This window comes from Bradyrhizobium sp. IC4060 (assembly GCF_020193715.1).
GTDB classification, from domain to species: Bacteria; Pseudomonadota; Alphaproteobacteria; order Rhizobiales; family Xanthobacteraceae; genus Bradyrhizobium; species Bradyrhizobium yuanmingense.
Map to the genome: position 1 here is coordinate 1 of NZ_JADYVJ010000034.1, position 13,282 is coordinate 13,282.

Sequence of the window (13,282 nt, forward strand, 5' to 3'; positions counted from 1 at the left end):
CAACTTCGGCCTGCTCCTGCGGTGGCTCGCAGAACTCTTGCGTGCCATTATCCGGGCGTTCACCGAAACTGTCCCTGCCCAAAAGATCGCTTAAATCAGCGCTCTCCCGCCTTCTTCACGGACGACTCGTTAGAAAAATATCCGCGCCTCACTCGGCTTAGAGAGTCGCGAGCCCCGTCATCGCGCTGGCATACGAATTCTAGCCAAGTAAGAATCCGCTCGCGATCGGCGCCAGCAGAAGACACGCTGCTGTCGTTCGGTCGGGCCCGCTACTGAAATTGCTGGATGGCGCCAACATCTCGTGAACGTGGGCAACCTAAATCTGAAATTTCTGAAATCATGACTCGCGACAGCCCAATCTTAGCCGCGACGCCTTGTTGGATGTGCGCTGCGCGAGATGCGGTCGGCAAATCCGGATCGACGCACATAAGCCAAGAACTCGCAACTCACTGCGCCTGAGTTGCCTGCGATCGTTCCGCGGTTTTGCGAAGAACCGGATTGCTGGTTTGAATACGTAACACTTCTCCGCCTGCTACTCCAACCGCCAGAACGTAGAGCCAGCCCTCGTACGTATCCATCAGATGAGAGTTGAAGACCGAGCTTGCGATATTTTGCGCTGTCGCCAGCAAGCCGATCCAAGCGGCCGGGCCGCTGATGCGGAAGAGCCGTAGATGGGCTATCCACATTGTCCAAAGAATTATGATTCCGATGCTGCCCCACTGGACGGCAGCGGCAAGCGTCTGATTATGAGGATTTCTGACAACAACGGCCGATACCCCTGCCTGGCCGATCGCATCTTGCTGGAAGAGACCTCGGATCGAACCGGTCCCATGGCCGATTAAGGGCGCCATTTCAAAAAAACGCAATGACTTGCGCCAAAATTCAAGTCTCATGGCTGCCGAAGGCTCGTTCACTCCTATTGGAGCATCCGGCTGCACAGCCAACTCCGCGAAAATCGTAGAGACTTTTCGATGGAGGTTTGGAGATATCTGCCATACCCCCCCGCAAATGATCGCCGCAACGATCAGTCCTGCAACGAGTTGCCTTCGATTTACGTACCGCACCATCAACAGAACCAACATGATGGGGATGTAAAAGAATGCAGTCCGAGCGACGTTGACGAAGGCTAGGTTAGCGAAGAATAGGCTAGCGGTCGCTCCGAGGGCCGCAGCTGAATAGCGGTTTTTTCGAGACGCGGCCTCGAACGCGAGACCTGCCAAGGCAATCGCAACGAACGCAAATCCCTGACTTTGGTCGATATAGTTTCTCACCGGAACGCCCGCGTAACCAACTTTTTCAACAATGGCCAACGAGGGCACTGCGTATGCTAGGAAGGAATACCCCAGCAAAATGACGTTCGATCCGATAAAGGCGACGAATATGCATGTCGCCCGTCTACTGTACTGGAAGTGCAGCAACAGGAGCGGGAGCAGCAGCAGCTTGATCATCTTGTCGAGAGCGCCGAGCCGCTCTGACCAAGGTACCCCGGTTGCCCAGGCGGTTCCGATGACGGCAAGCATTACGAGCGCAACCGGCAGGGCTCCGGCAGGCTGACTTACGGCTGTAAGCAACCGCTCCCTCCCGATCATCGGCCAAATGAGAAAGAGAATGGCGGTCCCAAGTATGCTGGTTGCCGTGGTCGACCAAGGCAATGCCGCCGCAAGGCCCAGCACCGCGACGTCAACGTTGCGACTTCGTAGAGCTTCCGCGCGGGCCAGCTCAGGACCGCTCCAGGTGGTACACGCGAGGCACGCTTCAGTCGCAAACCGGGATGTGGCGGTGTCGAGCTTGAGAGCTAGCAACGTGAGCATCGGAAGAAGCAAGTTCTGGTCCTAGATGGGAGCTGAGCGGCGTCCCCCCGCTGTTTGGTCGCTGATGACCTGCAGCCGGCGAAGTCTATGCCGGCAGTTCACTGCATATCAAAAATGAAAAGTGTAACCGGCAACTGATAGTATCAAACGGCACTTAAACCAAACTAGGGGATAAGCCCAAGCTAATTATCGATCTACGTCAGCCTCTATGTCTTCGAAGATTGAGTATGGGGCGTTCAATGCGCAAGGTGGAGAAGCCGTACAACGGAAGCTGAACAATGTTGCGACTTTTGCGGCCAGCTTGGGGCAAGGAGAAGAATGAAGGGACAGGATGCAGAATCACCAAGTACTGCACTCATCCGAGGCGGCCCTCAAAACTCATGGGATCACCCCGGAAGGGGAAGCACATCGGTGCAATGGAATGCGCGGCGCAACAACAGAAATCCGGCGCATGACGCGTGCTACGGCAGCGGTCTCGTTGCGCATGTGCATCCTGCAAAGCAGCCATCGCAAGCGGGGACTCAGCCCCCCATTTTGGCTTGATGTCCTGCATTACGAGTTGCCCATCTTCATTCTTTAAATGTGCTCCACCGACAACGCAGGCGCCCATCTATCGGAGCGGTGAGGCTAGACTCGCGATGGCGTCTGGATCGAGCTTTTTTTGTGTCCGACATGCAGTATTTGTGCGCTGTGTCGCGTTTGGCGCGGAAAAGATGATTGGCGATCCAAGGTTGCGGCGATCCTAGTGCTGCCGGCGATAGGATCGTCGCGCAACAGCCTTGCGGCAGCTCGCGTCATCGAACGCCTTATCCACACAGGAGTGACGGGTTGGCGGGCTGCCCAGCACCCAGGGCGTCGTCGCAATGCAACGACAGCATCAGCGTCCCGGCGGCGACAGCTGAGATAAAAAGCGAGTCATTCTCGTGCGACATCCTTGACGAGTGTATCCGGTAGCGCTACCCCGGGTTGCATGAAGGCCGGTTGCCGCAATCTTGAGATCGAAGCGCTGCGAGCATTCGCGGTGCTCTTCGTCATTCTTGAGCATATCAACACGCTGCTGTCATGGCGGCAGGGCAATTTCGAGCAATATTTCGACTTTTACGGTGGCGTCGATCTGTTCTTCTGCATCTCCGGTTTCGTGATCACCGCGGCTTTTGCCAGCGAGATGAGTGCCGCGATCGCCGCCAAACCGCGCAGCTATTGGCGAGCTGCGGTCCCGTTCTGGATCAGGCGCATCTTCCGGATCTGGCCGCTCTCGTGGATCGTGTTTCTGGTCACAGCGCTGCTGATGCTGCACCTCAACGACTGGAGCGATATCGTCCTGCGGGGCATGACCGGCGATTTGGCTGCGATAGTTCTCAACCTTCAGAACATCCATGTCGCAGCCTGCATTGATTCCACCAATCCCTACTGTGGTTCATTCTTCGGGATCTATTGGAGCCTGTCGCTGGAAGAGCAGTTCTACCTGGTTTTTCCATTTTTATTTTTGTTGCCGCGGCGCCTGGTAATGCTCGGCCTAGTCGGCCTGGTCGTGGTGTTTGCCCTGCTTCCGAGAACGACGCTAGTGTGGATGACGCGGCTCGACGCGATTGCGCTCGGTGTTCTGCTCGCACTATGCCGGCAACATTGGCTTTACGAACGACTCAGGCCGACGGCGCTTCGCAGCCCCGTGATGCGCACGGCGACGCTATCTTGCCTGCTGCTAGCCCTCTGCATTATCCCGGCGATGCATATCAAGTTTTTCCCGACGGTCGTCAGCGGTTTGGCGCTGGTCCTCGTGTTTCTCGCGTCCTACAGCGACGGATATCTGATGGGGCCGAGCTCCGTGCGTCGCGCGCTGGTCTGGGTCGGCGAACGCTCGTTCGCTATCTACCTGCTCCACAACACGGTCTTCTGGCTGGTGGCTGCGCTATATCGCGGAGCTTTTCCAGGCTCTCCCGCCGGGCCCTCCGAGACGATACCGTTCCTCTTGGCCGCCACCATCCTGCTCGGCGTCTCGGCTGATATCAGCTTCCGGTGCATTGAGACGCCGCTTCGACGGCTCGGCAAGCGGCTTGCGACGGCGGTCGGGACTCATCGCCGTCGACGGCGACAACCCGGCAAGCCGGCCGAACCGTCGATCACCGGAACGGAGCTTCCCGTTCGGCCAATTTCGGCTCGAGCCGCCAACCGCGATATCGCAGCTCGCGCATGATTGGACGTAATCGTAGCCTGGACGGGCTTCGCGGCGTCGCGGTGCTCCTGACCTTCCTTGTGCACTATTGTGGGACCTACATGGCGACGTTCCGCGGCGCCAATCCCAATGTCGTGCCGCTTGCGGGCTGGAGCGAGCCGTTCGATAAGGCGATGTACTGGCTATTTCATTCGCACCACGGCGTCTACATTTTCTTCGTGTTGAGCGGATTCCTGATTGCCAAGATCGCGAACCGCAGCGACTTCGCCTATCCGCAGTTCGTGCGAAACCGTCTGGTGCGGATTTATCCCGCCTTCCTGCTGACAATGGCGGTGTGCGTGTTGACTGGGCCGTTTCTTCACATTCCGTTTCCGAGCTGGGGCGATCTCGCCTTCAATCTCCTCTTCCTCAACGGCGTTCCAGCGCTGGGCGTAACCGGCGTCGTGTTCAACAACGTCACATGGTCCCTGTTCTATGAAATGGCCTTCTATCTCAGCCTACCGCTTTTGCTGGCGAGCGGGCGTGCGCTCCGTGTACCGGCGCTCGCGACAACCGTTCTCGCCGGTGTGGTGATGGCCTACGTGCCAGGACTTGCCGGCATGTACTTCGAATTTTTCGTGTTCCTGTTTGCTGGCGCGGCGGTCGGCCTGTTGTCGCAGGCCAGCGTTCGCGGCATCGCGGCGACGTTCCCGGACGGGATCGTGGTGCTGCTTTATTGCATCCCGACCGGACTAATGACGGCGGGATATCTGACCACCTCACAGTTCGTCTGGCTGTTCGCCGGGGTGGGCATCTTGATGCTGTGCAAGGCTAGCGCCGGCGAGGGCTGGCTCGCCCGCTCTCTGTCATGGTCGCCACTGGTTGCGCTCGGACGGATATCCTATTCGTTCTACCTGCTGCATTCGGTGGCGCTGGCCGCGGTGTTTGCGCTGTGGTGGCGGCTTGCGAGTCCCCCGCTTGGGGATATGTTCAATGTCGTGTATCTGGGCGTCCTCGGTTTTGCCGGCGCGGCGGCGTTAGGTTGGGCCTCGTTCGTGCTCGCCGAGCGGTTCTACTTCCGAATGCGCGACCATTAACAATGGGCATTCCGCATCAGTCAGCTCAGTTGCCTACTGAATGGCGGAGAAGGGGCGCATAGCAGCGTTCAAAAAACCGCCATAAGCGATTTGAACTTTTTTCACCGCCCGACGCCGCCGTTTTCACAGCCCGGACCCTGGCTACTATCTGTGATGAGAACGCCATAGCGCTCCCGCCCTCTCGAACACGGGAGTCGCCATGTTGACGCGGCATCGTTTCAAACAGACTCAATCCCTGGAAGAGCGGCTTGCCGAAGAGGCAAAGCGTTTGCGCGAACAAGCTACGCTTATTCCGCCCGGGCGTCTACGCGAGCAGGTCATTCGGAAGGCTCGCCAATGCGAGACAGGGTCGCACAAGCGAGTGGCTACAATCGCCTGGACTAAAGCCGCCCGAGTGAGGCGTTTCAGCCAGCAACTGTCGCCCTGAGTGCGCGTTGACCCTTCACGGCAGAGTCGTTCGGTTATGAGTTTACTATCGTCGAGGTGACCTCGGTTTCAGGGTCAGCGACGGAGATATGGCTTGCCCTTGCTAAGCCAAACCAGGCGTCACGCTGGTCCTCGCAGCTAGGTTGGACAGCGCAAGTTCTACCTACTCTTCTTTCTGAAAAACAGCAGAGAATCTTTGAAGAAGTCAACCTCAAGCCAGGTGACGTTTACAAACTTTCCTCGGAATGAGAATGCGTCCTAGGCGACCCTATTTATCGGGATGTCTTCCTATCGCCCAGAGCTGTCCTGCCGCACAACGCTTCGACAGTTTTTGATCCGAGCCGGAAGTCGTCCTTCAGGAACAGCGCGGTTATGATCGCGAAGATCTGTAAGCTCGAAATAAACAGTCTTTGAACTGGCTGTTCGGCTGGGGTTCAGATCAACCTTTTAAGGTCTCCATCCAGGAACTGAAGGTTAGTGAACACATAAACGTAGTTGCCAGCCGTGGATCCGACTCCACGCCGCCGCGTAATCTACGCACGATGGAGGAGACGCTATGAGGAAGTTTCTTATTTCGGCTACGCGCAAGTATGCGCTCGGCGCCGCAGCAGCAACTGCTCTTTTCGTAATGCCGATCTCCGCCTTTTCCCAATCCATTGAGTTTGGACCGGGAGGCGTCCGAGTGTACGACGGTCGAGGGGGGCGGCAATGCGAGGAATTGCGGCGTGCCTGCGAAAACAAGGACATCTTAGGGGAGCGGGGCGAAGGAAATTGCCGCAGATACCGGGAGACTTGCCAACGACCAGTTCGGAGGGATGTCTGCGGCGAACTGAGACAAGCCTGCCTCTATAAGAACGAGTTGGGCGAACGAGGCGAAGGAAATTGCCGTAGGTATCGCGAGACTTGTCGAGGTCGCATGTAAGGCCAATCTTCGACGTTGCAGAGGCGTGGCACCGGTCGGCACCGACCCATGCACCTGTCGTCTCGAGGGCCGATCGATCGCAAGTAGCGCACGTGATCCGGTTGCAGCCTGCTTCCAGCGAAGCAACCATGCAGCATTGGACATTACATGCGCTGGCGTGGGGGTTAGCCGTCCTAGGGTTGGCGGCTGTCATTTCCATGGCTCTGTAGGCGCGTCTTAACTAATGAATTGCGGTGGCTTGCCGCTCTCGAAATCGGGCCTGACCTCAGCCCCTCGAATGCCGCAGCCGGCGCAGACGAAGCGTGGCTCGATATCAGACAGGCGCATCTCATCAGGCCAGCGATCTCCCCTCAGAGCGACGTGATGGCCGCAATGGCAGTAAACCAAGACCTCGCGCAAGCCCATCGGGCGCAGCTCACCGAACGTAAACGGGGTAGTGTCGAGGGAGCTTTGCACTTGGCTCAATCGATCGCAGTGTCGGCACGTGCGGAATCGAGGGGGGCGGGTCGAGTGCGGAATCAAAGGTTAGCTTTCCAAGATTAACCTAAGCTAACCCACCAGCCGGACATTCCTAACATACTTTGGACCTTCATCAATTTTCGTTGCCGCTTCCGCAACCCTTGCCGCCCCGTCACATTGAGGAACATGCGCTTAGGCGCACGGCTATCCAGTCCATAGCCCGAGCGGCCCCAGCCCTGCGTCATTGATCCAGGCCTGGGGTCGTTCTTCTGCCGAACACCAGGTGATCTCCATCAAAGTGGGGACATGCGTGCGGCTGCCCGCGGGAGGATCAGACGTCCGGAGTCGACCACGTCGGCCCAACGTAGAGGTCGTGGACGCAAAGAGACCCTACAGCGCGCCGGCAATCATGCTCTGCTCGTCACGGTCGCTGCCTCGCTGCTGCCCCATGCCATGAAGCGGCTGTTCGACCAGACCCGGCCCAACCGCAGGACGGTGATTGGCCACCTCCATGGCGTTCCATTCTCCGGAAAACGGGAAGGCGCGTTCCCTTCGGGCCACGCGATGCATATGGGAGCCGGCGACCTTCGCTCCTGAGGTCAGCGGTGATGTGACGGTGATGCCTGCTGCCTGCGCGCGCTTCATGCAGCCCGTAACCAGCAATCTCCAGTAGGCCGCCAACGGACCTTCCATAGGCGTCGCTAATTTTGAAGGCCGGAAACATCGTGCCCCGATGCATGTGAAAGGCGCCAAACGGGCCGACTTCCTTAGGACTTGCCCTAAGACCTTGACAGCTCTTCTCTCGCTCCGTAAACCCATCTATGTGGATGGTGAATGGATGGTTGTTTCCATGGCAGACAACGTTCGCGAACTCCGGCCGAAGCCTTCGGACAGCGAAAAAATCACCATCAATCTTGGCTATGTCGATCTTGGTCAGGTCGACCTGATGGTGCAGGAGGGTTTCTATTCGAACCGCACCGATTTCATCCGCACGGCAATCCGCAACCAGTTGGAGCGGCATGCCGACATCCTGAAGAAGTCCGCCACCCGAAAAAGTTTGGATCTGGGTTTGAGGCACTTCAGCCGCGAAGATCTCGAAGCGGCGCGGCAAGCCCGCGAAATGCTCCACATCAACGTCTTGGGCCTTGCTAGCATCGCTCAAGATGTCACGCCCGAGCTTGCTCGCGCCGCGATTGCGTCGGTCTACGTCCTGGGCGCTTTGCAGGCCAGTCCGGCGGTCAAGGCCGCCCTCGCCGATAGAACGCGGTGAACACGATGCTGAGACAGGACTTGATTGGAGAAGCCACGCGCCTGACGCGTGCTGGTCGGCTCGTCGAGGCTACCGCACTGCTGCAACGCATGCTGCGCGGCGGAGGTGCGCCAGGCCCGAATTCGCGCAATGCCCAGCCCACCCTTGAAGAGCCGACAATCATCGACGGGCAGGCCAATGTTATCGAGGAGAACAACGGGCCGGACGTGACGCCGGCGCAAGCCCACATGCTCGGCGAGTTGCTTGACCGCGCAACGCAGCGCGGTGGGTTTCTATTGCGGAGTGCAACTGCGCGCAAGCCGCCTTCGCCGGCAGATATCGTGCCTGACGGCACACGATTCATCGGAGGCAGCTACAGCAATCCGGCGGGAAGCCGTGCCTACAAGCTCTTCATCCCGAGCCGCCATAAGGACCAACCCCTGCCCTTGATCGTGATGCTGCACGGCTGCACCCAATCCCCCGACGATTTCGCCGCTGGTACGAGGATGAACTTCATCGCTGAGCAAAAATCCTGCTTTGTGGTCTATCCGGCGCAGCGCAGCGAGGCAAACCGCGCTAAATGCTGGAACTGGTTTCGCGCAGCCGACCAGCAGCGGGGCAGGGGTGAACCCTCGATCATTGCGGGGATCACTCGTCAGGTCATGCGCGATTTTCCGATTGATAAGGATCGTGTCTATGTCGGTGGACTATCGGCCGGAGCTGCCGCTGCTGCTGTCATGGGTAACACCTATAAAGATCTATACGCAGCAATTGGCGTACATTCTGGACTTGCTTGCGGCGCCGCCACTGACCTTCCTTCTGCGTTGGTCGCCATGCGACAAGGCGGGGGATCCAATCGCTGGGCTGTTGTTGGTGACGGGCCACCTGTCCCGACCATTGTTTTTCACGGCGATCACGACACAATCGTTCATCCCAACAACGGTGATCAAATTCTTGAGCAGTCTGTACGAGCCATGCGGCTGCAAAAGAAAATTGACCGCGGCCAGGTACCTGGAGGCCATGCCTACACCTGCACGATCCTCAGCGACGCGAGCGGGCGCGGAATATTGGAGCACTGGAATATCCACGGCGCAGGACACTCATGGTCCGGAGGCAGCCCTGCTGGCTCCTACACTGATCCGAAAGGACCGGACGCAACGAGGGAAATGATGCGTTTTTTCCTCGGGCATTCGCTCGCGCAGCGATCAGGGTAGCCGTCCGCTCATGGGCCCGATGGCGAAGTTCGGTTTGGCTCAGATATGGTCTTTTGATCGGGGCACACCGGAAGTGACACGGCGCCGTTCAAACCGGCGCTTTTGACCCGTTGCGGAAGTCACGCCTAGCTAGCCTTCTTCCGCTGGGTGACTAGGTATCGCAGCAGCCGCTGCATGCCGAGACCGGCAAGAACGGGGAGCGCCACGAACTCTGGCAGCAGACAAAGTGCGCAGAGCCACGGGTTCACTTGCTTGCGCGGTCGGACGGTCAGGCCATTGACGATGAGCGGTGCTGAAGCAATTTGATCGTCGGTGAGCGACTTCGGTACGTCTCGTACCGGTGGTTCAGGGCTGAGCATAACTTCAACTTACCACGGGCCTTTCTAACAGCGGTTCACGACTTCACGATCCAATCCTCGGATGGCCTTCAGGGACGATTAACCAAAATGCTGACGGTGACTGCGGTTGGACGAGTGAGCGCGCGTCGAGAAATGCGGTTCGCAAATTCGACGCCGCAGACCGGGAAAGGGGTCACGGCGCGCCTCGCACGTTGCGAAAGCCCCGAAGCCCACTACTCAATTTTTTGGGATGAACCAAGCGTTTGCCGATCAGACAGCGGCAGAGCCTCGGCCCCAGCTCGTTTTTCGATCCTGAAAAACCTCCAGGCTGGGGACCGATGTGGTCTACAGCGGCGAAAGCCGTTCCATCAGTACCAGCCCATCTTGAAACAGAGGCCACACCAACCAGCGAGCGCGATTATAGCGGCGATGTTGATGTACTTCTGCACCGTCTGCATCACTTGTCGTAGTCAAAGGCTCGGCCACACGAGCTTTCTAAGCCGACCAACGATCTTGCTCTTCCTGATAGGCTTGCTCGTTGAGCCGCTCAGCGACGTCCCCCGCAAGCTGTTCCGTCTCGGCAGAGGCGACCGGCTCGCCTTTTTGGTTCTTGAGCTTTTCCCTGTGCACTTCGATTGGGAAATCGTCCGGTGTCAGTGGGGGATCTTTGTTCATGGCGACCTCAGGGGTTGTTTGGTGCTGTAACCCAGCCGGTCGTTGATAGTTGCTCGCGAGGGACGCCTGAGAGATCGGCGGCGAAATCCTCAATGACCCGCCGCGCCTCTGCGAGCCGGGACGGTCTTGGCTCTCTTACCTCGCTCTGCTTCACGGCCTCGACCATGGTCCGACTGAGCGCCTCTTTGATTGAATCAAGGACAGTCCCTAGCAGTTCGCCCGCGTCGTTCGAATCCGTGAGCGCCCACCAGCCCTTGCGCGCGAGCTACGGCTGGACAAGCCGGCTCCAACACTGATGTCGCGAAGCGAGGCAGGCCGTCACGCTAGAGCCCGACGCGCGGAGGGCAGGCTTTCGCCGCGACCAAGGTGAGCAACCTTCACGCCCGCGCCTTTCGGATAGACTTGTGGTCACGTCACCGGTCGTGCTGTTTCCTTCACCGCCTGGGCTGTTGTCGCCATGCCGGCGGCATAGGCGGCTCCTGCGCCCAGGAGAAGCGAACAGAAACTTGCAAACATCACATACGCGAAGTGTTTGCGAGCTGCATCGATCTGGGCCGGCGTCGCAGGTCGGCCCGTTGCACCGACAGTGTCCCGTCCCGTGTCGTTGGACCAATAGGCGACGCGGGCGCTGGCTGTATATGACGGACCGACCAGGTTGCTGGCGATGTTGGTCGCGGACGCCGGCATCATCGCTGCCGCACCAACCACGACGACGGTCGCGACCGCCCAAGCGGCAAGTGCGTGGCCGACGCGGCCGAGCCCGGTCTGGTCCGGCGAATTGGCTGCGGCAACCGCACCGCCAAGAAACGCGGCGATGATTCCCGACACTGCCCACCACACGAAAGCGGCCCAGCTGGCGCCAGCAGGCGCCGACGCGGCCGTGGGAATGTCGATGGCGAGCAGACCGACGCCCAGGCCCAGCATGGTCAGCAAGATCTGGACGACCAATGACGTAAATACTCCGGCCAGTACGGCCGACCAGGTCCAACCAAAGAACGGGTTGGCTATTGTACGTGTGCCCATAGCGAGTCCTCCACGAACTTTGTTTCGTGTTCCAACGCTCCCTCGAATTTTCCGTTCCTGGGACAGGAACTCCGGAGGCATTCGCGTTTTGGTTCGCACAAGGTAGAAGAAGGCCGGATACCATGACACTTGGTAGAGGTGCCCTATTGTGGCTGTTCGGTATTCCCCTCCCTGTCATCCTGCTGCTTGCGCTGTTCTGGCGTTAGCTTGCGGATCGGAGAGAAGGGCGCAGCCTTAGCTGAGCCAGGAACGTTGCTTGCGCTGATATCTTTGCGGGGTCTTTGATCCCGCTTCGAGCGATTTTGATGATTGTCTTCGCCACCAATTCCGTGAGCGGATCGTCGCGATCCTTCACACAAAGGGTGCGCAACGTTTGCTCGTAAGCCTTTGTAATACAGGCAATCTGCTTCGGCGCCATAGTGTCGGTTTGCAAATGCAAGTAGATGGCCATGTCTCGCCCTCCAGCACGCCTATGAGGTCGCACAATACCATGGAACCGGAGCTTAGCGGGAACTGGCCGTCATTCGTTCTCCTAACACCGTGACCCCCGTGCGGCAGGTCAAGGTATTTGGTCCTACGAGAACAGAACAAGTCCGAAAAAGCCTGTAGAAATCAGTGGGAACTTCCAACCATGCAGGGCCAACAACCGGCGTGCTGGCACATTGCCCCGGGCTGCCGAAATGAAATCTGAGCCAAGGACTTATCTGCGCAACGAGCTGATCGAATGAGCGCGATTTCCGCTGTTGGCCCTTAGCCGTCCTGCGCCACCCACGCATTTGCCACGCAGCATTGCACACGCAATGGGTATAACCATCGAAAACAGGATACTCTCGCCTCATCGTCCTCGAGCTTGATGAGGATCGAATGAAGCGGCGGGAGTTCATAGCGGGCACCGCGGCAATACTCGTTTCGCCAAGGTGTTCGGAGGCGCAGGGACGCCTCGGCGAATTGGTTTCCTCGGCGCTTGGGCGGATGAGCCGGCTCGCGACCCAGTTCACGCCGCGTGGCTCAGCGGCTTGCGCGAGAAGGGCTGGATCGAGGGCAAGAACCTGCTTATCGAATATCGTTATGCCCGGGATCGACTGCCAGCTTTAGCCGCCGGGTTGATCGCTCTAACTCCGGATCTGCTAATTGCCTCCGGGCCCGCAGCAGCACTAGCCCTGAAATCGGCAACTGTTACCATTCCGGTTGTATTCGTGGCTGTGTTTGACCCCGTGGGGCTCGGCCTCGTCCGAAGCCCTCCGCGAACTGGTCCCTGGCGCCTCGAAGGTTGCGATCCTAGTCAATCCGGACAACCCCATGCACCGCTTGGCATTAGCCGAGGAGATACCCCGCACAGCGCGAGCTAGGCTTGGCTCTGCCGATTGTTGAGGCAACCAAGGCCGAAGAACTCGACACCGCCTTTGCCTCGGCCTCCGCCCAGCGCGCCGCTGCGATCATTGTCCTTGGCGATTATTTGACTGTTTTCGAGTCTCCGCGAGTTATCGCACTTGCGGCCCAACACCAACTGCCCGCGATTCATCTCTTCCGGCAATTCGCCAAGGGCGGATTGGTCGTCTACAGTCCTGATTTAGCCGACATCTGGCGTCGTGCAGGCAGCTATCTCGATAAGATCCTCAAAGGCAACATGCCTGCCGATCTGCCGGTAGAGCAGCCAACCAAACTCGAGCTAGTAATCAACATGAAGACTGCCAAGGCGCTCGGCCTCACTGTGCCGCCCTCGCTGCTCGGCCGTGCTGACGAGGTGATCGAATGACACGCAGTTTGCTGCGATGCATGAGTCCGGAAGTGGCCCATAGGCGACCTTCGATCATGTCTGCTGTTTGTGCCGCTGTTGAACGATGAGCGGACATCTGGAGCGCCCGAACTAAGCGCGTGAACACGCTCCAGATCGCCGATTGCTGGGAGGTTCGCTT

10 protein-coding genes and 2 pseudogenes are annotated in these 13,282 nt (G+C 58.7%); 8 read left to right on the forward strand and 4 right to left on the reverse strand.

Annotation, left to right across the window (positions count from 1 at the left end):
• Nucleotides 1–446 precede the first annotated feature (446 nt).
• Complete coding sequence (locus I6F16_RS36905; RefSeq protein WP_225174700.1) at nucleotides 447–1,823, reverse strand: O-antigen ligase family protein; 1,377 nt, start codon at nucleotides 1,821–1,823, stop codon at nucleotides 447–449.
• Nucleotides 1,824–2,781: 958 nt separating this feature from the next.
• Here I6F16_RS36905 and I6F16_RS36910 point away from each other — a divergent pair.
• From I6F16_RS36910 to I6F16_RS36940, 6 genes and pseudogenes are all read left to right on the forward strand, one after another.
• Nucleotides 2,782–4,005: an acyltransferase gene (locus tag I6F16_RS36910; protein WP_225174701.1), complete on the forward strand. Its 1,224-nt coding sequence runs from the start codon at nucleotides 2,782–2,784 to the stop codon at nucleotides 4,003–4,005.
• On the forward strand, nucleotides 4,002–5,060 hold the full coding sequence (locus tag I6F16_RS36915; protein WP_225174702.1) for an acyltransferase: 1,059 nt from the start codon (nucleotides 4,002–4,004) through the stop codon (nucleotides 5,058–5,060). The genes I6F16_RS36910 and I6F16_RS36915 overlap by 4 nt, the downstream gene beginning before the upstream one ends.
• Nucleotides 5,061–5,259: 199 nt before the next feature.
• Nucleotides 5,260–5,458: pseudogene (locus tag I6F16_RS36920) on the forward strand (hypothetical protein).
• 1,799 nt (nucleotides 5,459–7,257) lie between these two features.
• Nucleotides 7,258–7,446 (forward strand): annotated as a pseudogene (locus tag I6F16_RS36930) (phosphatase PAP2 family protein); the annotation flags it as partial.
• A 271-nt stretch (nucleotides 7,447–7,717) separates the two neighbouring features.
• A complete protein-coding gene (locus I6F16_RS36935) occupies nucleotides 7,718–8,137 on the forward strand; it encodes a CopG family transcriptional regulator (protein WP_225125419.1) in 420 nt (139 codons plus the stop codon).
• Nucleotides 8,138–8,142: 5 nt separating this feature from the next.
• Complete coding sequence (locus I6F16_RS36940) at nucleotides 8,143–9,330, forward strand: PHB depolymerase family esterase (protein WP_225174709.1); 1,188 nt, start codon at nucleotides 8,143–8,145, stop codon at nucleotides 9,328–9,330.
• Between the two features lie 833 nt (nucleotides 9,331–10,163).
• Here I6F16_RS36940 and I6F16_RS36945 read toward each other — a convergent pair.
• The 3 genes from I6F16_RS36945 to I6F16_RS36955 all read right to left on the reverse strand — a co-directional run bounded on the left by I6F16_RS36945 (nucleotide 10,164) and on the right by I6F16_RS36955 (nucleotide 11,817).
• The gene (locus I6F16_RS36945; protein WP_225174704.1) at nucleotides 10,164–10,343 is read right to left on the reverse strand and encodes a hypothetical protein; all 180 of its coding nucleotides are present in this window, start codon (nucleotides 10,341–10,343) and stop codon (nucleotides 10,164–10,166) included.
• Nucleotides 10,344–10,751: 408 nt separating this feature from the next.
• Nucleotides 10,752–11,366, reverse strand: a complete 615-nt coding sequence (locus tag I6F16_RS36950) for a hypothetical protein (RefSeq protein WP_225174705.1) — start codon at nucleotides 11,364–11,366, stop codon at nucleotides 10,752–10,754.
• Nucleotides 11,367–11,568: 202 nt separating this feature from the next.
• Nucleotides 11,569–11,817, reverse strand: coding sequence for a hypothetical protein (locus I6F16_RS36955; RefSeq protein WP_225174706.1), 249 nt, complete (start codon nucleotides 11,815–11,817; stop codon nucleotides 11,569–11,571).
• Between the two features lie 466 nt (nucleotides 11,818–12,283).
• On the opposite strand from I6F16_RS36955, the gene I6F16_RS36960 reads away from it, so the two are divergent.
• On the forward strand, nucleotides 12,284–12,715 hold the full coding sequence (locus I6F16_RS36960) for an ABC transporter substrate binding protein (RefSeq protein WP_225174707.1): 432 nt from the start codon (nucleotides 12,284–12,286) through the stop codon (nucleotides 12,713–12,715).
• 2 nt (nucleotides 12,716–12,717) lie between these two features.
• A complete protein-coding gene (locus I6F16_RS36965; RefSeq protein ID WP_225174708.1) occupies nucleotides 12,718–13,122 on the forward strand; it encodes an ABC transporter substrate binding protein in 405 nt (134 codons plus the stop codon).
• Nucleotides 13,123–13,282 lie beyond the last annotated feature (160 nt).

What these genes read in the sequence shown, in the direction of transcription:
- I6F16_RS36910 (WP_225174701.1), top strand. Translation starts at nt 2,782, where the DNA reads ATGAAGGCCGGTTGCCGCAATCTTGAGATCGAAGCGCTGCGAGCATTC.
- I6F16_RS36915 (WP_225174702.1), top strand. Translation starts at nt 4,002, where the DNA reads ATGATTGGACGTAATCGTAGCCTGGACGGGCTTCGCGGCGTCGCGGTG.
- I6F16_RS36935 (WP_225125419.1), top strand. Translation starts at nt 7,718, where the DNA reads ATGGCAGACAACGTTCGCGAACTCCGGCCGAAGCCTTCGGACAGCGAA.
- I6F16_RS36940 (WP_225174709.1), top strand. Translation starts at nt 8,143, where the DNA reads ATGCTGAGACAGGACTTGATTGGAGAAGCCACGCGCCTGACGCGTGCT.
- I6F16_RS36945 (WP_225174704.1), bottom strand. Translation starts at nt 10,343, where the DNA reads ATGAACAAAGATCCCCCACTGACACCGGACGATTTCCCAATCGAAGTG.
- I6F16_RS36950 (WP_225174705.1), bottom strand. Translation starts at nt 11,366, where the DNA reads ATGGGCACACGTACAATAGCCAACCCGTTCTTTGGTTGGACCTGGTCG.
- I6F16_RS36955 (WP_225174706.1), bottom strand. Translation starts at nt 11,817, where the DNA reads ATGGCCATCTACTTGCATTTGCAAACCGACACTATGGCGCCGAAGCAG.